This window comes from Brevibacterium paucivorans (assembly GCF_016907735.1).
Classification (GTDB): domain Bacteria; phylum Actinomycetota; class Actinomycetes; order Actinomycetales; family Brevibacteriaceae; genus Brevibacterium; species Brevibacterium paucivorans.
The window spans coordinates 1,781,968-1,803,517 of record NZ_JAFBCP010000001.1; the positions used below are offsets into that span (position 1 = coordinate 1,781,968).

The following is a 21,550-nucleotide window of genomic DNA, read 5'->3' on the forward strand; positions in this document are numbered from 1 at the left end:
ATGCCACCTCAACGGGCAATGATCGAACGTCCCATTGGTGTTGTTCAAACTTTCTAGGAAGGACTGAGGGATGGACTCCTCGAACAACAGATCAACGTGGAAGCGGTTAACGCGCTCGCGTATTGCCGGCTTGACGGCTATAGCACTTGCTGTTGGAACGTTCGGGGTTGTCCCCTGCCTGATGACCGATGACCATGCTTCCGTTGCCGCGGAGTACAAAGGTGGTCTCCGCGGAGCAGATGGCACGGGCGCTATTGAGAAGGACGCTCAGAAGGCGTCTGACCTCCCGGCAGGCACGTGTCTTGTTTCGAGTGGTGATTCTAGTGGATCCCAGGCGGGTTTTAGTTGGCAAAACCTGGAACCGAGCGCTACCAGCCCATCCAAAACTACGTGGGGCGTGAGCCTCGCATTTGATAACTCGCAGGACCGCACATTCGCGGACTGGAGCTTTAGTAACTCGGCAAACCTTGGCACCGTCTTGAACACTGGCACCGTTCCCTCGATGGGTGTCGGTACGGCTTTCCTGTCAACCCGCCTCTTTCGGTTACTCACAAAGCCGACGAAAGCATTAAAATTGATGGGTCTCGTAGTCAGAGGAATCTGAATCTCTTCGCCAACATGACCGACGCTGAGGTCAAGCAGTATGCAGAAGCCGATAAAAATAGCCCGGTGCGCTACGCCTGGAAGGGTGAATACTCCAAGGACGTTACAACCCAGAGCCTTCGGGCTACTGAGGGAGGTAGTACTCAGTTTCAGGCCTACGTGAACCCGTGGCCAAGCGAAAACATCCAGTGCGCTCCCATCACGGTGTCGTGGGAGGACTTCGAAAAGCATGTGATCGTCGAAGGTGAAGAAACCAAGGTCGGCCACATCAATATCCCGGGCCTTTGGAACGGTGAGGCAGGCGATTCGCTCGATCGTATGGTCGTTGAGGCCTACGACGGTGAGCACAAGTTTATTGGTACCTCGAACACGCGGGCCTCTGGTGGGGAACAGCGACTTCGTGTCGATGAAAACGGTGACATTTACTTCAAATGGCCAAACTACCGTGGTACGGACCTGGCGACTGATAAGAACGTAAGTTTCTCGGTGCTCGCACTGCCACGTACTGTGGATCAACTCAAAGCTGCAGTCGAGCACGAAAACGGTGGTTTCGGCTTTGTGTCTGAAAGCTCCAATGCGCTTGACCGTTACAACAAGCCAAACGTCATCGACTCGAAGTCGTTCTCCCTGGACGACACGGACTACCACTCCCCGAAGTACGACAAGACCGAAGCCAAGATCATCTCTGGTGTGGAGAGCAAAACGGGTCCGCTTGCGACCGAACCACAGAAGGTGACCTTCAAGCAGGTCCCGGACCTGATCAAGGACCTGGCCAAGAAAAAGGGTGACGGTGGCTTCGAGGCGAAGGTCGAGCTCGACGAGACTTATGTCTACGAGGGCTGGACTGTCGAGATGGACGATGACCACAATGTGACCGTCACGGCGCCAGAGAACCCGCGCCCAGGCACTTTTGCCCGCCCGAAAATCACAGTGGAGTACTCGAACGGATCAACTGACGTACTCGACCTACTCGTCGTCGTTGATCCGAACAACACGCAGGTCACTGACCTGGTGCGCCCAGGCCTTTCGAAGGGAAAGCTCAACGAAAACATCACCGCCCAGGTTGGCCTTAAGCCCATCATGAAGGGCCACAAGGCGGTCAACCCGGCAAAGTACGAAATTGACCCCGCCACTGTGCCCGACGGCTGGACCGTGACAGTCGATAACACCGGCAAGGTCACCGCGAAGGCTGACGACACGGTCGCACCGGGTACTGTCATCACCCCGAAGGTGAAGGCCACCTACCCGGACCAGACGACCGATGAGATCGAGGTCGAGTTCCAAGCCATCGTGGACATCAAGATCCCGACCTACGACACGGTGACCAACAAACCCAACGCACGCGTAAGCCTCAGGCCCACGATCCCCGAGCGTGGCTTGAGCGGCAACACAACCGACGAAGCCCCCAAGCGCTACACCTTCGAAGACGGCAAGACCGAGATGACGGTCACCGACGACAGTGGTACGTGGAACGTCAAAATCGACGAGAGCACCGGTGAGATCACCACGACTATCCCCAAGACTGCACCTGAGGGTTACATCCTGAATGTGCCGGTGCTCGCCCACTACGACAACGCTGACAAGCCGCAGCCGGTGAAGGGCACCGTCGTCGTACTGAAGGGCGATGTTGCACCGAAGTACGATATTCAGGTCACCGGTCCGAACCAAGCCGTGAACCACAACGTTACCGACGCTCCGAAGGGCTCGAAGTTTTCGTTCGGCAAGAACGAAGACGGCTCTCCCATCACTGAGCAGGACGTAGACGGATGGAAGTACAAGATCGATCCGAACACCGGTGTCGTTACCTCCACCCCACCGGCAGACGCCAAGCCTGGTGACAAGAAGACCGTTACTGTGACGGTAGAAACGCCAAATGGTGAGCGTCCCGAGGTGCCCGTCACCACCGTGGTGAAGCTGTCGAACAACTGGGAAGCAGATCCGACATACCCTGAAGAGACGGTCTACCCGGGCGACACCGCAACATTGCCGGTGACGATCGATAAGCCGGACAACGTCAACGTAGCAAAGGATAACCCCTACAAGCTGGGCAAGATTCCTGCTGGCTGGAACGTCACTATTGACGACAATGGCCAGGTCACCGCAACCGCACCAGCAGATGCCAAGCCGGGTACGCAGGTCCAAGTCACTGTCACGGTGACCTATGAAGACGGTTCCACGGACACGGCCAAAGCGGTTGTGAACGTCGTCGATGTGCCTAAGCGCGAGGTGCCCTTCGACGTCGAGTACAAGTACGACGAAACCATCCCTGCCGGTGAGTACCGGGTCCAGACCGAAGGCAAGCCGGGCGAGGAGAAGCAGAACAAGGACGGCAGCTGGGAACGCACCAAGGAGCCTGTCAACGAGGTTGTGCTCGTCGGCAAGAAGCCTGCCAAGAGCGCCAAGGAAGTCACATGGAAGGTTCCTATTCCGTACCCAACCGAGGTTCGCGAGAACCCGGACCTGAAGCCTGGTGAAACCAGGGTTGTTCAGGAAGGTGAGAACGGCGAGAAGACCTATACCGCTAAGTTCACTGCTGAGGGTGACAAGGCTGAGGTAGTAGAGGAAGAGACCACCAAGGAACCCGTCACTCGCATCGTTGAGTACGGTCCGCGCCTGGGCGCTGATGAGCTGGTGACCAAGACTGAAAAGCCGATTCCGTTCGAGACCGAGGTTGAGTTTGATCCCAACCTGCCGGCCGGTGAGAAGGTTGTCGACCAGAAGGGTGAACTTGGTACCGAGGTTGAGACCTCTACTCAGAAACTCGTCGACGGCGAGCCTTCGGGCGACCCGGAAGTCACGACTGAGCGCACCAAGGAACCAACAACGGAGAAGATCCGTGTTGGTACCAAGACTGAAGGCACTCACACCACCTCGTACGAAAAGGACGTGCCGTTCGAAACCGAGATCATCTTCGACGAGAACCTGGAAGCCGGAAGGCAGGAAACTGTCCAGGAAGGCGAGCTGGGTAAGGACAAGGTGACCACGACTCAGACCATCGTGAACTCGGAGGTCACGGACACGAAGACCGAGACCGAGCGTGTGACGGAACCGGTTAAGAGAATCGTCAAGGTCGGTACTAAGGGCAAGCCTGCCTCTACGACTGTTGAGTGGACCGAGAACACCCCGTTTGAAGTCGAGGTGCGCGTCAACCCTGAGCTGAAGCCTGGTGAAACAAAGGTTGTCCAAGAGGGCAAGCAGGGTGAAGTGAAGCACACCGTCAAAGTGAATGCCGAAAACGGTGAGATCTCCAAGGACGAATCAACTGAAGAGATCAGCAAGCCAACTAAGCAGATCATCGAGGTTGGTCCTGCCACGGAGCACCAGACTGAGCTGACGGACAAGCACACGGAGAACACTGCGTACGACACGATCATCGAGTACGACCCGAACCTCGAGGTCGGAAAGGTCGTTGAGGACCAGGCCGGTGTTTACGGTGAAAAGGAAATCACCAAGACCTGGAAGCTCAAGAACGGCGAGCCAGTAGGCGATCCAGAAGTATCCGAGAAGGTTATTAAGGATCCGCAACCACGCAAGATCCGCGTGGGTGCCAAGTGCAACTGCGACGAGCCAACTGAGGAGCCGACGCCGGAGCCAACTCAGGATCCGACGGATGAGCCATCCGAGGAGCCTTCGGAAACTCCGAGTGAGGAGCCATCCGAGGAGCCAACGGACGAACCGTCTGACAAACCGTCAGACGAGCCTTCCGAACAGCCTTCGGAGACTCCAAGTGAGGAGCCGTCGCCGGAGCCAACTCAGGATCCGACGGATGAGCCTTCCGAGCAGCCCTCGGAGACTCCAAGTGAGGAACCGACTGAAAAGCCAACTGAGGAACCGTCCGACAAGCCATCGGAAGAGCCTTCCGAACAGCCTTCGGAGACTCCAAGTGAGGAGCCGACGCCGGAGCCAACTCAGGATCCGACGGAAGAGCCATCCGAGGAGCCTTCGGAAACTCCAAGCGAGGAGCCTACGCAGGATCCGACGGATGAGCCATCCGAGCAGCCTTCGGGAACTCCGAGCGAGGAGCCAACCGAAGAGCCAACGGACGAACCGTCTGACAAGCCGTCAGACGAGCCTTCAGAACAGCCTTCGGACAAGCCATCTGAAGAACCAACTGAGGAACCGTCTGACAAGCCATCGAAAGAGCCTTCCGAACAGCCTTCGGAAACTCCGAGCGAGGAGCCAACTCAGGATCCGACGGATGAGCCTTCCGAAGAACCTGGTCCTGAGCCAACTGAAGAACCGTCTGATAAGCCGTCAGACGAACCTTCGGAAGAGCCAACTGAGCAGCCTTCGGACAAGCCTTCCGAACAGCCGTCGGAAGAACCGTCAGAAGAACCTGGTGAACCTGGTAAGCCTGGAGACTCGCCTTCAGACGAGCCAAACGATCCGGGCAAGCCTGGACAGCCTGGCGACGACTCCGACGGTCCCGGAACGCCTGGGGACTCCAGCGAGCCTGGTGATTCCGGCAAGACTGGTCCGCTCCCTCGAACTGGTGTCGAGGTGGCTATGGCAGTGGCCATGGGTCTGGGCATGATCGGTGCCGGTATTGCACTGACAGTGGCCAGCCGCAGGAACCGTCGTAGCTAACGGCTCTGACTGAGCGGGGTCGCGGCCTCGCACTGGCCTACAAAATGAGTGGTCCGGCGCAAGATTGCGCCGGACCACTCACTTTTCCATTCCCTCGATAGGGTGGCGTCGCTGGAAGCTGCTGCAACCTCGGGAGCGTCACATGCCGTTTGAAATTCGAATAGTAAAGCTCCAGTAAGGGACCTCTATATAGTCATTCGGAAACAGCGCTCTGCGCTTAGAAGAAAATGAAAATGGGGCCGATTTCGCCACCGAACCACCCCGAACGTTCCAGCACCGGCGTAGCGTGTTTCACGCCTGGAAATCCCCCCAGGATGTCTAGATTATGGAGAGTGACATGCTCAAGAAAGATCTAACACGTACCCTCACCCACGGAGCGCTGGCTATCGCAATCGGTGGTGGAAGCCTCCTTGCTGCGACCGGCGCCGCGCAGGCAGCCACGCCAGCTGACAACACCCCGGGCACTTCTACACAGGCCCAGGCAGCAGGCGAAGGCATCAGCCGCGACGAAATCATCAAGCGCGCTGAAGACCGCATGGCCAAGGCACCCTTCTACTCGCAGACCGACTTCTTTGAGGATTACCGCCAGGACTGCTCCGGATTCGTTGCTTACGCATGGAATTCTGGGGCGCCAGGTGACGTATCAGGCGGATTCGTTCCAAACGGTGTTGCTCACGACATCGCCTGGGAAGAACTCCAGCCAGGTGACGCAATCACCGGACCAGACCACATTGTGCTGGTTAAGGCTGTGAACCCAGACGGATCGTTCGAACTGCTCGAACACGGTGGGGGCGCATCAAGTACGGAACCTCCGAACACTCGCCACGCAACTCGAGGCGACCTCGAGAGCCAAAACGTTGGCGAACCAATCCGCTACAACGGAGTTGGCTAGTCACCACTAGCAACACGCAGACTTCTGTGGCCCGACCAAATGTGGTCGGGCCACAGCTTTATGCACCCAGCTAGATGTCAGGTCAGCTCACTACAATGAAGTATGCGGAAGGAGTCATATGGTTCACTGGCGTGAGTTGTGGAAACAAGAATGTCGCGGACACGTTCCGCGGTACCGTGTGCTCGTCCCGGGAAGCGTGCCCGAATCAGTCATCGACGTGTGGAAAGCCCGTGGCTACGACCTCACTTCATCTGATCTCGCACAACAGGTGTTTCCACAGCGCTACAGTCGCAACCTGATTCGCTCCAAGTTCGTTTTCGCAACGACCACCGGCGCCGGCGCGGCCACCACCGGATTCTTCGGATCTACAGCGCTCATCGCACTCGCATTCGCCGACACGGTTGCCATTGCCACCACCTCGGCACTCACCGGGATCGCTGCCATAGCAACAGCAGGCGTAGGCATTTTTACCGGGAGTCGGTTTCTGCGCGACCCCAAGCGGCTGACCGGCAAGCAACTGAAGCGCGCACCACACGTCCGCTGGGTCACGCCGCTCGATTTGGGTTACCTGCCGGGCGTCAACGGCCGTGACACTGACGAACAGAGGCTGTTCCACCTCGCGGTCACGATTTCCCAAGCCATCGTTGGTACCCGCGCATGGACGCACCCCGCGTTGGAAAGCCACGTGAGTCGAGTGGATCTGGACTATGCTGTCGCCTCCATTGGTGAACGGTTGCGTGAGCTGTACGAACTGCGTCAGAAGCTCGACAGTATCAGGCAGCCACACCTCGACGCTCGCATTGACGTGTACCAACGGAACCTGGCCAAAGCGTTCGCCTCGCTGGCCCGACGTGTTGAGTCGATGTACGGGTATTTGGAACAGTTGCGAACACTGTCAGTGCAGCTGGTTCAGCTTGACAGCACGGAAGAATCGCGTGAACTGGGCGATCAGGTGCTTGACGTGCTATCGCGTACCGTCAACGACGACACGGCGCAGAAGCAGTTCAGCGACCTCAACCTCGAAGCGGAGTCACACGCGGACGCGATCCGGGGCATGCTGGGTGAACTTGAAGAGTCGGTCGAAGAGTTTGAAAGCTTTGACGACCTGGACCGGAAGCTGGCGCAAGCCGAACGCGAAGGCAAGGCGATTAACTGAAACGGCGCAAAGCGAGCGGCACGGTGCATTATATTGCGTAGTCTTGCTCACTTTGCGACGTCTGGGCCTGTTGGGCCTGGTCTGCGTGGTCGATTTGGTTACTGGCCGTGGCCAAACGGGTCGGGGTCGGTGCCCGGTAGCCACGAGTTCCCGGGGACGTTGTACCCGTGCTTCTTCTGTTCTTTCTTCCACCGCTTGGCCCACCTGGTGTCCAACCGGTCCACGTACAGGGTTCCCTGCAAGTGGTCGAATTCGTGCTGCATGATCCGAGCGAACCAGCCCTCAACACTGAGCGACACCCGCTGGTTGTTCTCATCAACACCGGTGACGGTGACTTTATCGGCCCGTTTCAGCGGGTAGTCCAAAGCCGGAACTGACAAACACCCTTCCGTATCCTCGCTGGGATCCGGGTTGGTTGTGGGAACCTTCGACGCTACCAACACTGGGTTGATGAAAACGCCACGCCGTCTCACACCAGCGACCTCGTCGTCAGCGTCATACACGTAAATCTGCTTGCCCACCCCAATTTGCGGTGCGGCCAAACCGACTCCGTTAGACGCTGCGAGGGTTTCAAACATGTCAGCGACAAGCGTGTGGAGCTCATCGCCAAACTCCGTGACAGGGTCAGCTTTTCGGTGCAGAACAGGTTCGCCGTAGACAACAATAGGGTGGATAGCCATGGGTTACATCATAGTGCTGAAAAGACTTTTGCCAGCGTGGAATATAGTAAGAAGCTGTTGCGTTACACACGATGACGCATTAACAACAGCTGAAGCCATTGGCTGGTGTGAAGGACCGCCTGATCACCTCCATGCGCGGTCCGGGTACAAACAGACACCAAAGAAAGGACCGCTGGTGAACATTTACGCGAACGTTTCAGAAGTCGTTGGACGCACTCCACTTGTCAAACTTCAGAAGGCCAGTGAGGAAACTGGCGCGGAAATCGTTGGAAAGCTCGAATTTTACAACCCCGCCAACTCGGTTAAAGACCGTATCGGGGTTGCCATGATCGACGCGGCTGAAAAGTCAGGCGAACTGCGCGAAGGCGGAACAATCGTCGAAGCAACCAGCGGAAACACCGGAATCGCCCTGGCCATGGTGGGAGCTTCACACGGATACCGTGTGGTCCTCACAATGCCTGAGTCAATGTCCAAGGAACGCCGTGCCCTGCTTCGCGCTTTCGGTGCTGAACTCGTTCTCACCCCCAAGGCTGAAGGCATGAAGGGCGCTGTCGAAAAGGCTGAAGAAATCGGCTCACAAGACAACGCCGTTCTGGTCCGCCAGTTCGAGAACGAAGCCAACGCGCAGGTCCACCGCGATACCACCGCACAGGAAATCCTCAACGACACCGACGGTGAAGTCGACATCTTTGTTGCCGGAATCGGCACCGGTGGAACCATCACCGGTGTGGGCGAAGTCCTCAAAGAAAAGAACAAGGACGTCCAGATTGTCGCCGTAGAACCAGCAGCGTCACCGCTCCTGTCTGAAGGTAAGGCCGGCCCACACGCCATCCAGGGAATCGGTGCAAACTTCATTCCAGGTGTCCTCAACCGCGACATCATCGACGAAGTAGTCACCGTTGAAAACGAAGTAGCGCTTGAAACCGCGCGCGAAACCGCCAAGTCCGAAGGTCTGCTCGTGGGAATCTCCTCCGGTGCAGCCATCAACGCGGCCAAGCGCGTGGCCGCCCGCCCTGACAACAAGGGCAAGCGCGTAGTCGTCATCATTCCGTCGTTCGGTGAACGCTACCTGTCTACTCCACTGTTCGCGGAGTACATGGACGCATGAGTTTTTTCAAAAAACTCGCCGTGATGGCCGGGGTAGGGGCAGCGGCAGTTGTTGCCAGCTCGGCCACCACACTGGGCAAACGCGCCCGCGCTGCCCTACGCGAAGACCTGGACACCGCCCGCAGGCGCGACCCCGCCGTGCGCAGCGACTTCGTGACCGCGGTCAGCTACCCCGGCCTCCACGCCGTGTGGGCATACCGCGGGCTACACGAACTCAACAAGATGCCAGGCGGGGAAGTGCCTGCGCGGATCCTGTCCCAGGCCGTGCGCACGCTGACCGGGGTGGAGATCCACCCGGCGGCAAAGATCGGGCGTAGGTTTTTCATTGACCATGCCGACGGGATCGTGGTGGGGGCCACGGCTGAGATCGGCGATGACGTCATGCTGTACCAGCAGGTCACGCTGGGCGGCACCTCCATGGAACAGACAAAACGTCACCCAACGCTGGGGAACAACGTGCTGGTGGGGGCCGGTGCCAAGATCCTGGGGCCCATTACGGTGGGCGACGGCGCTTCCGTTGGTGCCAACGCGGTTGTGGTCAAGGACGTGCCCGCCAGCCACGTGGCAGTGGGTATTCCCGCCAAGAACCGTGCGCCCAAGGGAGCTGACACACCCCAGAACCACCTGCTTGAGGACCCCGCTATCTGGATTTAAGTGGTGCGAGGCTGGCCCGCCCTGGGGTACCTGCTCAAGCGACGCACTAACCCTGAAACACGCACACCCATCTACACTGTTTCGAGGAGGTGGGTGTGCGTTTTATCGTTGTGGCAGTTCTGTTCACGTTGAGCTATTCGACGTGGACGGTTCTTTTTGCGATCGACCCGCAACTGGACGTGCTGCATTCGTTCGTGTCCGAATACGCCGTGTGGGGCAGGCCCGGCGCCGTGCTCATTCGCGCGGGCGACGCGGTGGCCGGCGTGCTCCTGGTGGTGTTGGGCGTGTTCTTGCGCAGGCGGCACGCGCTGTCGCTCATGCTGTGCGCCGGTTTGATTGTGGCCGGCGCGGCCACGGTGGGGGACACCATGCTTTCGTATGAATGCGCGCCCAGTCTGAGTGCAGAATGTGCCACCGCCGAGGCGGAAGGCACCGTGGGTGTTGCCCACCAGTTGCACTCGGTGACCTCGGCGTTGGTGGGCTTTGGGTTTGCTGTGGCCGTGATTGCCGACATCGTGATGATGGTGCGGTCGGGGCGGAACGTGACGAGCCTGGCTGTTGTGCTCAATGTTGTGTTGCTGGTTTTGCTGGGGATCAGTGGCGTGTTGGCGCTGATTCCACACGTGGGATGGGCAGGTGCCGTGCAGAGGCTGTCCTTGGTCTTGATTTGCGCGTGGGTGATTGTGCTCAGCGTGCGTCACGCCCGTATGCGTGGCGGGAAGTTGAACGCCCGGCACGTGGACGCGTGATTGTGTGGGCCTTGACATGCCTGCCCATAATGGAAGCATGTCGACACTGGATATTCGCACAATCGCTTTCCCCGACCCTGACATTTTGGCCAAAGTAGATGGACGCATCACTGACCACCAGCAGACTGGAATTGAGTTTGTTGTGTGGTCGGCAGAACACCCCACGGTAGAAGTGAACCGCGCGGAGATCGACGCGATCATCCTGCCTTATATCGACGCCCAGCCCACCGTTGCCCGGCTGGGGGAGTTGCCCAACCTCAAGCTCGTACAGACGCAGACCACTGGGTATGACTTGGTTGCGGACCTGGTGGGCACAGACACCACGGTGGCAACCGCCTCGGGCGTACACGCGGCAGCAACAGCAGAATTGGCAGTGGGGCTCACCCTGGCAAGCCTGCGCGGAATCGACACGGCAGTGCGCAACATGACGGCGAGGTCATGGAACCACGCGCGTATGCGCTCGCTGGCAGACCGGCGCGTCATGATCCTGGGAGCCGGTGGGATCGGTGAAGCGATCCGCCAGCGCCTGGTCCCATTTGAAGCGCACATCACGCGCGTGGCTTCGCACGCTCGCACGGATGAGCACGGCCGCATCCACGGGCCAGAAGACCTGCCCAAACTGTTGCCACACACCGAGGTCGTTATTGCTGTGACGCCCTTGACTAAGCAGACCGAAAAGCTCATTGACGCGGAGTTCCTCAGCCAGTTGCCGGACAACGCGTTGGTGGTGAACGTGGGGCGCGGAAAAGTTGTCGATACTGACGCGTTGGTTGCCGAACTACGCGCCGGGCGCCTGTCTGCAGCGCTCGACGTGGTCGATCCCGAACCCCTGCCACACGAACACCCACTGTGGGGAACCCCAAACACACTCATCACACCGCACGTGGGAGGGGACACCTCGGCGTTTGAACCCCGCATTGAACAGATGCTCACGGAACAGGTGCGCCGCATCATCGCCGGCGAACCACTCATCAACGTCGTCGAAGGGTAAGGGCGCGGCCACTGGGTGAGGGCCGGCGCAGACTGAAGGCCCGCCCCCATACCACATGGTGATGCGACAAATGAGACACGTGGCGCGAGGGCTAGACTTCACGTATGAGTGCTTCAGACAACAAGGTAGACATCAAGCCACGGTCCCGCGACGTCACCGACGGCCTGGAACGAGCCGCCGCGCGAGGCATGTTGCGCGCCGTGGGAATGGGCGACGACGACTGGGATAAGCCCCAGATCGGTGTTGCGAGTTCGTGGAACGAAATCACCCCGTGCAACCTGTCGCTAGAGCGGTTGGCCGGGTTTGCTAAAGAAGGTGTGCACGCCGGTGGGGGATACCCGCTGGAGTTCGGCACGATTTCGGTGTCCGACGGTATTTCCATGGGGCACGAAGGCATGCACTACTCGCTGGTGTCCCGTGAGATCATCGCTGACTCGGTAGAGACCGTGTTTGGGGCCGAACGCCTGGACGGTTCAGTGTTGCTGGCTGGGTGTGACAAGTCGATCCCCGGCATGCTCATGGCGGCCGCACGCCTGGGGCTGTCCAGCGTATTCCTGTACAACGGTTCGATCATGCCGGGAACGGCCAAACTTTCGGACGGAAGCGAAAAAGAAGTCACGCTCATCGACGCGTTTGAAGCGGTGGGTGCGTGCCGTGCAGGCAAGATGACGGAAGCTGATGTCGACGCGATTGAACGCGCCGTGTGCCCTGGTGAGGGTGCGTGCGGTGGTATGTACACCGCCAACACCATGGCCAGTGCGGCTGAAGCGCTGGGCTTGTCCCTGCCGGGGTCGGCCGCGCCGCCGGCGATCCACCGGAACCGCAATGTGTTTGCACGTCAGTCCGGTGAAGCCGTTGTGGAGCTTCTGCGCAAGGGCATCACCACGCGCGACATCCTCACACGTGAAGCATTTGAAAACGCGATTTCTGTCGTCATGGCTTTTGGTGGGTCCACTAACGCGGTGTTGCACCTGTTGGCGATCGCCCACGAAGCTGGGGTGGACCTCAGCTTGGATGACTTCAACAGGATCGGCGACAAGGTGCCTCACCTGGGTAACGTGAAGCCGTTTGGCGAGTACGTCATGAACGACGTGTTCAAGATTGGTGGCGTGCCGGTTGTCATGAAGGCCTTGCTGGACGCGGGGCTGTTACACGGTGACGCCCTGACGGTGACGGGGAAGACCGTTGCTGAGAACCTCGAGTCGATCAACCCGCCTGACCCGGACGGCAAGATTCTGCGCGCGCTGAACAACCCGATTCACGCCACCGGTGGGTTGGCCGTGTTGAAGGGTTCGCTGGCCCCTGAAGGTGCGATCGTGAAGTCGGCTGGGTTTGACGCCGAGGTGTTCGAAGGCACCGCTCGCGTGTTTGACCAGGAGCAACCTGCGATGGACGCTGTGCTCAACGGTGAACTCAAGGCTGGCGATGTGATTGTGATCCGCTATGAGGGTCCTAAGGGTGGCCCGGGTATGCGTGAAATGTTGGCGATCACAGGTGCAATCAAGGGGGCAGGGATCGGCAAAGATGTGCTGTTGATTACAGACGGCAGGTTCTCGGGCGGGTCCACTGGGCTGTGTATTGGTCACGTGGCTCCCGAGGCGGTCGACGGTGGTCCTATCGCCTTGGTTGAGGATGGGGATACGATCCGCGTTGACATTGCCGCGCGCACGATCGAACTGGACGTGAGCGAAGAGATTCTGGCTGAGCGGAAGAAGTCGTGGGTGATTCCGGAGAACCCACGTCTGCACGGTGTGCTGGGTAAGTACGCCAAGTTGGTGCAGTCGGCATCTACCGGCGCGGTCACGTGCTGATCTAGGTTTCCGGTGGCGAAAAGGCGCAGGCATGGCCTGCGCCTTTTCGTGTGTTTGCTTTGTGCCGTTTGGGGTCAGCCCATGAGTGCTTCGACGGGATCAATTCGTGCCGCTTTAAGTGCTGGGTACACGCTTGAAATGCCTCCTACACACGCGCCCAAGATAATCCCGCAGGGAATAAGCCACAGAGGTATGACCGCAGTCCAACTTTGAACGAGGGCGAAGATGAGCACAGCGTTGAAACCGATTATCGCTCCCACTAGCCCTCCAAACGCGCCAATCATCACACCTTCTGTCACGATTTGGCTAACGATGTCGTGCGACGTAGCGCCGAGTGCACTACGGACACCGATTTCGTGGCGACGCTGGAATACTGACGACAGCATGGTATTGGAAATGCTCAGCGCCCCAATGATGAGAGCGACTATGCCGAATGCGTACACCATTGCTTGTGTGTCACCGGATACTTGTTCTCTCAGATTTTCAGGATCGGGCGGCACTTCACTTGTCAGGTCGTACCGTTGATAAGGGTCAAACGCGATGGGTGCCTCAACAGACACCTGGCGGGCAAATCCTGGTTCAGTTGACACAACGAACTGAGGGTAGGTGAACTGTCCGCCTGAGTCAGCACCACTCGTGAGGGGCAAAACGATTGCGTCGTCGAAGCCATCTCCGGGGTCTGGACTAGAAAACACCCCAGCTACCGCGTAAGAAGCATTTCCCACGTGTATTTGGCGTGGCGAATCACTGTTGTCGATTCCCAGCTGTCGCGCCACTGTTGTTCCTATGAAAGCAACCCGTGCGCTGCGCTGAACGTGCCCTGAGTCGAACGGTTGTCCCCAAACAGTATGTAATCTGTGTGCCACAAGAGTCTCGGCATCGGCAAGCATGACAGAAGAATTTGCTAGAGGTTCGGTCCCAGGAGCTGCACGAACTGGAAGTGGGTCGGATGATTTGAGTAGAAATCCGGCAGTTTTCACGCCGTTGAGCGCTCGCACCCGCTGTATCCCCGTCGCCAAAATTTCTTCATGCCGTGATGCCGAATCGGGTTGCGATGTATTGAAATGAGCTTGTGCTACCGCGGACGCTAACGAATCCGGGATCCCAGACACTGCTACCTTGGTCGCCATGAGATCAGTAAACCGACTCGATACTTGCGTTTGCACTGTCGTGGACATTGCGAGCATTGCAACGAGAGCGAAGATCCCCATCGCGACTCCAAGCGATGTGAGAATCGTGCCACGTTTGCGTCGGGTGACGGCTGTGAGCGCGGGCCGTCCAGATTTTGCCAGATAGCTCCGAAATAGTTTCACCGCAGTTCCGCCTCAGCGCGCAAGCGGCCTCTGTCGATCGTATAAATGACGTCTGACTGTTCTGCCACATTGTGATCGTGCGTAATAACGACAACTGCACGTCCTTGGACATGCGAAACATCCTTGAGCGTTGTGACGACGCGCTCAGAGTTTTCACGGTCGAGGTTGCCGGTAGGTTCGTCGCAGAGAAGCAGATTGGCTTCAGAATTGAGGGCGCGCGCAATTGCACATCGTTGCTTTTCTCCACCTGAGAGTTGCTGGGGCCACGCGTTAGCGCGGTGTGTGAGTGACACCGCTTCAATGAGTTCATCTACCCGGGAACGCGTTGAGGATGAATAGGTTTGCGTTAACGCGATGTTTTCAGCGACAGTCAAGTGTTCGATGAGGTGAAACGCTTGGAAGACAAAAGATACATGGTCTGCTCGAAACTGAGCACGTTCGTTAGTAGTGAGTTCTGTGACCTCAACACCGTCGATCATGACGCTACCGGTTGAGGGGGCAAGTAGCATGCCCATGATGCTCAGGAGCGTGGTTTTCCCTGAGCCAGAAGGGCCCACCACAGTGGCGAATTGTCCTGGAAACAGCGAGATGTTGATGTCAGACAAGACCGGTACGTCGCCAGCCTCAGTGCGGTAGGTGTGACTGATGTGCGTGAGAACGCTGCTTGCAGAAGTAGTGGTCATGCGTGCGGGTATTCCTACTGCGTGATTTCAACTGGATCGCCTTCGTGGAGCTCTGTTGTCTCGACTGCTACCACTCCGTCTGCTTCAAAAGCGACGGTGACGGAAACGCGGTGAATCTCTTGCCCAGGCATGTGAACGTTCACATAGGTTGAACCGTTTTGGTCGGTTCGAACAGCAGTGCTTGGTACTGTGAGCGCGTCTCTTGGACCCTCTTCGACTTCGATGCGTGCTGGTCCGGTATACGGTGAAAACTTGGCAGGTGTCTCCACAATGACATGCGCAGAATCAGGCTTTTTGGGTTGTGGCTCCCCATTTTCAGAGTTCTCATCGGTTTTCTGTTCGGCTGTCACATCTACACGTTTGACTTTAAATTCTTCGCTTGTTCCACTACTGTCAAGAAAAACTCTTTGCCCTCGTGAAACATCAGGCAGTTCAGTTGCATTGATGGTGCATGACAACACGTCTTTACCAGAGCTTGTTACAAGTTGGCCTTCTTGTGGCGTTTGGCCCACCGAAAGGTTCATTGTGGTGAGGGTTGCGGGCGTGCGCTTGAGATACAAGATCTCTCCGGCAGGGACCTCGGGTGTTGCTTTTTCGCGTGCCTCATCGTATTCGTCCTGTGTAGGGACTTCTTCATCGTCACCCAAGGTTCCACGTTTTGCGCGAGGAATTGTCTTTTCGAGTCGCGAAAGCTGTTTGACAGCATCCGGGTCTGAATACGTTGGGTCGTAGCCCGCTTGTTCGTACAGCTTTTTCACCGCGTCGCCTGTTTGCACGGAATACTTGGCGTGTAGATCACCGTGGTACATGCCCTGATCTTTTAGAAACGCGTGGAGTTGGTCTACATCGGCTCCTCGCGAACCAACCTTAAGTGTGCGAAACGCTGGCAGGTCTCCTTGGGCCACAATGATGGGGCGGGAAGACACCTCAGCGACTACCGTCCCTGCCTCAACACGGTCACCTGCCTTAAAAGGTACTGAGGTGACAATCGCCTCGTCTTCGCCCGAGGTGACGAACCGTGGTGTGTTTGTGAATTCTTTCGTGGTTGAACAGTCCGCAGTCACCGTGCGACTTACGGTTCCCTTTTCCACGGGTACTGTGATGGTTGAGGGCGACACATCGCTGGCTTGTGCGGCCTTTTGCACTTCGGTGCGTGCTTTACCGAGCCACAACCACGCAATGACGTTTGTGGCTACGAGCAGGACAATAACTGCGCAAACGATGACTTGCTTGCGTGACCACCTGGAGAACAGGCGAGGCTGAGCCATATGGGCTATCCAAATTCCTTTTTGGACCGATCGAGCGCTTCGCGACGAATCTCCAGCGCCCCGTGGATCTGCGATTCATAGAAGTCGGCGATACCGGTGAGATAGCGGTCCTCAATGAACGTCCGCTTGGTTCCGTATTCCAACGACTCTTGGCAAGTCGCGTCCGCCATTGCGATGTCGTAGGACTTTGCCGGATCTGTGGTAGCCCACACCTGCGCGACATCAGGCGTGGTGACTTCTTCGCCGTGACTGTCCTTTCCGAAACCCGCCTTTCTCATGCAAGTTGCCCACGAACTGTGCAGATCCTGCATTTCCTGATCGTCTAATGCGCCATTAAACGCGTCCAGAATAAGTTGTGAGCTAATAAAGTCGGCTTGGTCGGCCTTTTCGAGTGAACCAAACTGCTCTTCATCGGCTTTGTTAGAGCAGCCGCCGTTGGTGTTGCGCAGTTGCTCGTTCTCTTCAGCGTCAGCGGCCTCTTCAGCCAGCTCAGAGTCTTCTTTTGGCTCGCCCCGAAAGGCTTTGTTCCAGTCCTCGCGCTGGCTCTGAGGTGTCTTGGTGTACCCGGCGTTGTCGTGAGGGGCGTTTTCTTCGGATGGTTCGGTTGGGTAACCCCGGTTCTCCTTCACCTCATCTGTCGAAATGACATCGGTTTCATCGAGCACGGACGAAAACGAATTCGCATCTGTTGAAAGCTCTGGTTCGTATTGAAAGTGTGCTTGGTTCATGCAGTTTTGAATAAACCGCTGGTTGTAGTTGTGCAGAGCCATCGAATCTTTAAAGAGTCCACGGATCTCTGAACGGATTTCCTTGCGTGGTTGATCAGGGACGGCGAAACCACTGTCTTCGCTCTCTGACCCGCAACCGGTAACAAAGAGCGCTGTCGCACAAATAAATACTAGAGAGGTGACGGCTACTTTCACTGGTGGTTCTTTCTGTGAAAATGGTCAGCATCATCGCCAACCTAAAGTCATTCTAAACCCCGGTCGGGGGGGGCAAAACGAAACGGTGAAAGCGTCAGTCAGACGAGCCTGCCTGTGACCACCCCACTCACCGCAACAGCGAACCGAGGAAGTCGTCTTCCTTACTTTCTGGCTGGACGTCGTCGTACTGGGGCAAAGTTGCGCTGGTATCCATGGGCTGGTGCGGACCGCCCGGGTAGTCCTTGCCGAACAACTGGAACGTCCGCAGCCTCACTGAGTCGAACCCGAACCGTGCGATCTCGGCCATGGGAAGCGACAACGGGCTTGGATCCCACGAACCATTAGCCGAAATGCGGTCAAACGCCACAATCCGATTACGAATCTCACCAATGCGCCCACTGTACGCATCGATCTCATGCCCAGTGCCGTGCGAATACGTAAACAGACCCACAAACGCCTTCGCGTCGATCACCGTACGCGCCAGCGCCTTAGTCGACCCCAGCTCCAGTTCGTGAGCCGGCTGGCGTACCAGTTCCTTTCCCGTCTTTTCAGCAACCCGCTGAATCAGCGGTTCCGTCAACGGTGGGTCCACCCGTGTAATGTCGCGCAGGCGCACAGCATCAAACCCCTGCGCCTGCAACTGCCGGTTCACAGTCGCCACGAGCACCCACTTGTCGAAACCTGCCACCACTCCAACCAGCGGCCACATTTCAACGCCTTCACGCGTGATCTGTACAAGGGTCCCGTTGGTTTGTGACTCTTCTAGACGCGCCTGAATCTTCTTTAGTCGCATATCGTCCCCTCGCCTTGTACGCTCATTCCCATTCTAGTCCGTCCGCCCACCAGTCTGACGCGCCAACCTGACAACCACCTCGGCGTGGGACGTATGCGGAAACATATCCAAGAACCGCGCCTGCTCAATCCTGTACCCGGGCATTTTCGCAAGATCCGCCGCCAAAGTGTGCGGATTGCAACTCGAATAGATCACGTGCGGAATCCCGGACTGCTCGACCCACCTGGCCATGTCCTCACCCATCCCGCGCCGAGGTGGATTCACAATCAACACGTCCGGCACCTGTGTCTGTTGGTGGGCCCACTGGGCGGCATCGGCACAGATGAAGTTCAGCCCGAGGTCGCTCTCGCCTGCCGTGTCCAGCTCGGCTTTCTGCGCGGCTCCATGTGCGAGTTCCCGCGCCACCTCCCGCGCGGACTCGACCGCAGCAGGGGCCACCTCGACACCCGTGACCTGCCGGCCTGGCCCGGCGACGTGCAGAGCGAAACCGCCAACCCCACAAAACAAGTCCCACGCCCTGAGGCGACGGCCGTGGGAAGTGGCGGGCACCTGGGCGTTGGAAACCCACTCACGCACCTGCTCATACAGACCAGACGCCACCACAGTATTCGTCTGCACAAACGACTGCGGCCTAACCTTCAACTGCACCCGCCCCTGCGTCACCGGCAACCACTGCGGGCCATACAACGCGATCTCTTCGTCGCCCTCGATGATCGCCGTGTGAACAGGGTTGATGTTCGCGCTCACCGAAAACACCTCGACCCCCTCACACGCGTCCATAAAAGCGGGCAAGTGCTCCTGAATACGCGGCAGGGCAGACTGTGACGCCAACACAAACCGCACCATCACCCGGTTGTCATCACCAGCCGTGACAATCACGTGCTTGAGCTGACCCTTACGTTTGCGCACGTTATACGGCGGGACCTGCGCGCGCTTGATGAGCCAGGGGAGTGTGCGAATCACGGTGTGAATCGATTCGGGGTACAAGGGGCAGTCGGTTAGGTCAATCCCAGCCCCGTCGTCGTCCAAGATGCCCAACGTGGGGTGCTCGGTGGTTCCCGCGACCACCATCTTGACCTTGATACGGAAACCGGACTCCGGGCCCACAACCGGGGGCAACCAGCTTTGTTCTTCCTCCTGAGCCGCCCTTGCTGCCCCAGTTGCCCAAAACGGTGCCAACAGGTCAGCGACCTCGGCCTGCTGCGACTCCACGCGCGTACTCATGGGAACGGGGAGAAGCGTGCAGGAGCGGCACAGGCCGGCATCAAAATACGAACAATCCACGCCTCCCACTTTCTCATATCTCACACTATGGTCACTCCATGTCAATGTTTGACACCGCTCGGTGGGTGCCCCATACACTAAGTGACATGAACAACATTGTCGTCCTTATTAGCAAGCGCGCGGAGTTACTCCAAGCGTTCTAACAAGGACGAACCCGCGCGCCCCTTCCGGATAACGGTAAGGGGCGTTTTTATTGGTCACACGACCACCCAGACTAAGGAGCTATCTTGGCCACAACGCAACCGGCACCGGCTTCGGCCACCAGGGCCCACCCGGTACCAAAACGAACCTCGCCAGAGAACCTTACGGGCGCACAAGCCGTCATTCGTAGCCTCGAGCTCCTTGGTGTCGACACGGTATTCGGCCTTCCCGGCGGCACGATCCTCCCCACCTACGACCCACTGCTGGACTCCAAAACCATCAACCACATCCTGGTGCGCCACGAGCAAGGTGCCGGCCACGCCGCGGAAGGCTACGCCTCGGCGACGGGACGCGTGGGCGTGTGCATGGCGACCTCGGGGCCGGGAGCAACCAACCTAGTCACCGCGCTTGCCGACGCACACATGGACTCCGTGCCAGTCCTGGCCATAACGGGCCAGCAGTCCTCCACCCTGCTGGGAACCGACGCGTTCCAAGAAGCCGACATCGTGGGCATGACCATGCCCATCACCAAACACAGCTTCCTGGTCACGCGCGCCGAAGACATCCCGCACGCAATTCAATCGGCATACCACATCGCTTCAACCGGACGCCCCGGACCGGTTCTGGTGGACATCACCAAGGATGCGCAGAACGCCGTTGCAGAATTCGTGTGGCCCGACGCCCCCAACCTGCCCGGCTACCGGCCCACCACCCGGCCACACGCCAAACAGATCAAAGAAGCGATCAAACTCATCGAACAGTCCACCCGGCCTGTGTTCTACGTGGGCGGGGGAGTGATCCGAGCCCAAGCCAGCCCACAGCTGAAGGAACTGGCCGAAGCCACCCGGATCCCCGTTGCCACCACACTCATGGCACGCGGCGCCTTCCCCGACTCGCACCCGCTGCACGTGGGCATGCCCGGCATGCACGGGACGGTGAGCGCGGTGACGGCGTTCCAGAAGTCGGACCTGCTCATCGCCGTGGGTGCTCGGTTCGACGATCGCGTCACCGGCAACCTCGAAACCTTCGCTCCCAACGCCAAAGTCATCCACATTGACATTGACCCGGCTGAAATCGGGAAGAACCGCGCGGTGGACGTGCCCATCGTGGGAGACGCCGCCGAGGTGCTCGCCCAGTTGACGGCCGAACTCACCGCCTCGAAGTCCTCGGCCTTGGACAACGACCGAGGTGCGTGGTGGTCACAGCTGAACACGTGGAAGACCACCTACCCACTTGGATTTGAGCCCAACGATCAAGGACTGTGCGACCCGCAGTACGTGATCGAAAGGATTTCGGCCCTGACCGGGCCGGAAGGAACCTACGTCGCGGGTGTTGGACAGCACCAGATGTGGGCCAGCCAGTTCGTCACCTTCGACCGGCCAAACTCGTGGCTCAACTCAGGTGGGCTGGGAACCATGGGGTACTCCGTGCCTGCCGCTATGGGTGCGAAAGTGGGGCAACCCGAACGCACCGTGTGGGCAATCGACGGTGACGGGTGCTTCCAAATGACCAACCAGGAACTCGCCACCTGCGCACTCAACAACATCCCTATTAAGGTCGCGGTCATTAACAATTCGTCTCTGGGGATGGTGCGGCAGTGGCAGACCCTGTTCTACGACGGTAGGTACTCCCACTCCGACCTGAACACCGGGCACGAATCCGTGCGCGTCCCCGACTTCGTGAAACTCAGCGAAGCCTACGGGTGCTTGGGGATGCGCGTTGACCGCAACGAAGACGTGGACGCAGCGATTGCGACCGCTCTTGAAACCAACGACCGTCCCGTGGTGATTGACTTCACCGTTCCCGCCGACGCCATGGTGTGGCCCATGGTTCCTGCCGGCGTGAGCAACGACCAGATCCAGTACGCCCGCGACATGCAACCAGACTTCGACGACCCCATGGAGGAGTTGTGACA

The 21,550-nt window shown here is 58.4% G+C and carries 16 protein-coding genes and 1 pseudogene; 10 read left to right on the plus strand and 7 right to left on the minus strand.

The genetic code is table 11. The annotated features are described in order from the left end of the window. Window positions 1-181: 181 nt before the first annotated feature. The 4 genes and pseudogenes from JOE56_RS11650 to JOE56_RS08280 form a co-directional block, all read left to right on the plus strand. Window positions 182-1,827 (plus strand): annotated as a pseudogene (locus tag JOE56_RS11650) (adhesin domain containing protein); the annotation flags it as partial. Between the two features lie 216 nt (window positions 1,828-2,043). Next, the gene (locus JOE56_RS08270; protein ID WP_338028673.1) at window positions 2,044-5,190 is read left to right on the plus strand and encodes a G5 domain-containing protein; all 3,147 of its coding nucleotides are present in this window, start codon (window positions 2,044-2,046) and stop codon (window positions 5,188-5,190) included. 337 nt (window positions 5,191-5,527) lie between these two features. Continuing rightward, on the plus strand, window positions 5,528-6,082 hold the full coding sequence (locus tag JOE56_RS08275) for a hypothetical protein (RefSeq protein WP_239530408.1): 555 nt from the start codon (window positions 5,528-5,530) through the stop codon (window positions 6,080-6,082). A gap of 118 nt (window positions 6,083-6,200) precedes the next feature. Continuing rightward, complete coding sequence (locus JOE56_RS08280; RefSeq protein ID WP_204515605.1) at window positions 6,201-7,238, plus strand: hypothetical protein; 1,038 nt, start codon at window positions 6,201-6,203, stop codon at window positions 7,236-7,238. Between the two features lie 98 nt (window positions 7,239-7,336). On the opposite strand, the gene def is transcribed toward JOE56_RS08280, so the two are convergent. After that, window positions 7,337-7,918: a peptide deformylase gene (gene def, locus JOE56_RS08285; RefSeq protein ID WP_204515606.1), complete on the minus strand. Its 582-nt coding sequence runs from the start codon at window positions 7,916-7,918 to the stop codon at window positions 7,337-7,339. A gap of 175 nt (window positions 7,919-8,093) precedes the next feature. On the opposite strand from def, the gene cysK reads away from it, so the two are divergent. The 5 genes from cysK to ilvD all read left to right on the plus strand — a co-directional run bounded on the left by cysK (window position 8,094) and on the right by ilvD (window position 13,230). Beyond that, a complete protein-coding gene (gene cysK, locus JOE56_RS08290; RefSeq protein WP_204515607.1) occupies window positions 8,094-9,026 on the plus strand; it encodes a cysteine synthase A in 933 nt (310 codons plus the stop codon). Next, window positions 9,023-9,679, plus strand: a complete 657-nt coding sequence (gene cysE / locus JOE56_RS08295; RefSeq protein ID WP_204515608.1) for a serine O-acetyltransferase — start codon at window positions 9,023-9,025, stop codon at window positions 9,677-9,679. The genes cysK and cysE overlap by 4 nt, the downstream gene beginning before the upstream one ends. Before the next feature lie 95 nt (window positions 9,680-9,774). After that, window positions 9,775-10,428, plus strand: coding sequence for a DUF998 domain-containing protein (locus JOE56_RS08300; protein WP_204515609.1), 654 nt, complete (start codon window positions 9,775-9,777; stop codon window positions 10,426-10,428). Window positions 10,429-10,465: 37 nt separating this feature from the next. Beyond that, a complete protein-coding gene (locus tag JOE56_RS08305) occupies window positions 10,466-11,419 on the plus strand; it encodes a 2-hydroxyacid dehydrogenase (RefSeq protein ID WP_204515610.1) in 954 nt (317 codons plus the stop codon). Window positions 11,420-11,523: 104 nt separating this feature from the next. After that, entirely contained in the window at window positions 11,524-13,230 is a 1,707-nt protein-coding gene (gene ilvD, locus JOE56_RS08310) for a dihydroxy-acid dehydratase (protein ID WP_204515611.1), read from the plus strand. A 74-nt stretch (window positions 13,231-13,304) separates the two neighbouring features. On the opposite strand, the gene JOE56_RS08315 is transcribed toward ilvD, so the two are convergent. The 6 genes from JOE56_RS08315 to JOE56_RS08340 form a co-directional block, all read right to left on the minus strand. After that, the gene (locus JOE56_RS08315; RefSeq protein ID WP_204515612.1) at window positions 13,305-14,543 is read right to left on the minus strand and encodes an ABC transporter permease; all 1,239 of its coding nucleotides are present in this window, start codon (window positions 14,541-14,543) and stop codon (window positions 13,305-13,307) included. Next, a complete protein-coding gene (locus JOE56_RS08320; protein WP_204515613.1) occupies window positions 14,540-15,226 on the minus strand; it encodes an ABC transporter ATP-binding protein in 687 nt (228 codons plus the stop codon). Before JOE56_RS08320 ends, JOE56_RS08315 begins: the two co-directional genes overlap by 4 nt. 14 nt (window positions 15,227-15,240) lie before the next feature. Then, complete coding sequence (locus tag JOE56_RS08325; protein WP_204515614.1) at window positions 15,241-16,494, minus strand: efflux RND transporter periplasmic adaptor subunit; 1,254 nt, start codon at window positions 16,492-16,494, stop codon at window positions 15,241-15,243. A 5-nt stretch (window positions 16,495-16,499) separates the two neighbouring features. After that, a complete protein-coding gene (locus JOE56_RS08330; protein WP_204515615.1) occupies window positions 16,500-17,417 on the minus strand; it encodes a hypothetical protein in 918 nt (305 codons plus the stop codon). A gap of 127 nt (window positions 17,418-17,544) precedes the next feature. Continuing rightward, the gene (locus JOE56_RS08335) at window positions 17,545-18,210 is read right to left on the minus strand and encodes a hypothetical protein (RefSeq protein ID WP_204515616.1); all 666 of its coding nucleotides are present in this window, start codon (window positions 18,208-18,210) and stop codon (window positions 17,545-17,547) included. A gap of 33 nt (window positions 18,211-18,243) precedes the next feature. Further along, window positions 18,244-19,434, minus strand: a complete 1,191-nt coding sequence (locus JOE56_RS08340) for a methyltransferase domain-containing protein (protein WP_204515617.1) — start codon at window positions 19,432-19,434, stop codon at window positions 18,244-18,246. A gap of 287 nt (window positions 19,435-19,721) precedes the next feature. Here JOE56_RS08340 and JOE56_RS08345 point away from each other — a divergent pair, with 287 nt between their 5' ends. Then, on the plus strand, window positions 19,722-21,548 hold the full coding sequence (locus tag JOE56_RS08345; protein ID WP_204515618.1) for an acetolactate synthase large subunit: 1,827 nt from the start codon (window positions 19,722-19,724) through the stop codon (window positions 21,546-21,548). Window positions 21,549-21,550 lie beyond the last annotated feature (2 nt).

Bases quoted from the DNA above. Each gene is read 5' to 3' on its own strand.
- JOE56_RS08335 (WP_204515616.1), bottom strand. From the start codon at position 18,210: ATGCGACTAAAGAAGATTCAGGCGCGTCTAGAAGAGTCACAAACCAAC.
- JOE56_RS08280 (WP_204515605.1), top strand. From the start codon at position 6,201: ATGGTTCACTGGCGTGAGTTGTGGAAACAAGAATGTCGCGGACACGTT.
- JOE56_RS08325 (WP_204515614.1), bottom strand. From the start codon at position 16,494: ATGGCTCAGCCTCGCCTGTTCTCCAGGTGGTCACGCAAGCAAGTCATC.
- JOE56_RS08275 (WP_239530408.1), top strand. From the start codon at position 5,528: ATGCTCAAGAAAGATCTAACACGTACCCTCACCCACGGAGCGCTGGCT.
- JOE56_RS08305 (WP_204515610.1), top strand. From the start codon at position 10,466: ATGTCGACACTGGATATTCGCACAATCGCTTTCCCCGACCCTGACATT.
- JOE56_RS08270 (WP_338028673.1), top strand. From the start codon at position 2,044: ATGACGGTCACCGACGACAGTGGTACGTGGAACGTCAAAATCGACGAG.
- JOE56_RS08320 (WP_204515613.1), bottom strand. From the start codon at position 15,226: ATGACCACTACTTCTGCAAGCAGCGTTCTCACGCACATCAGTCACACC.
- JOE56_RS08340 (WP_204515617.1), bottom strand. From the start codon at position 19,434: ATGAGTACGCGCGTGGAGTCGCAGCAGGCCGAGGTCGCTGACCTGTTG.
- def (WP_204515606.1), bottom strand. From the start codon at position 7,918: ATGGCTATCCACCCTATTGTTGTCTACGGCGAACCTGTTCTGCACCGA.
- cysE (WP_204515608.1), top strand. From the start codon at position 9,023: ATGAGTTTTTTCAAAAAACTCGCCGTGATGGCCGGGGTAGGGGCAGCG.
- ilvD (WP_204515611.1), top strand. From the start codon at position 11,524: ATGAGTGCTTCAGACAACAAGGTAGACATCAAGCCACGGTCCCGCGAC.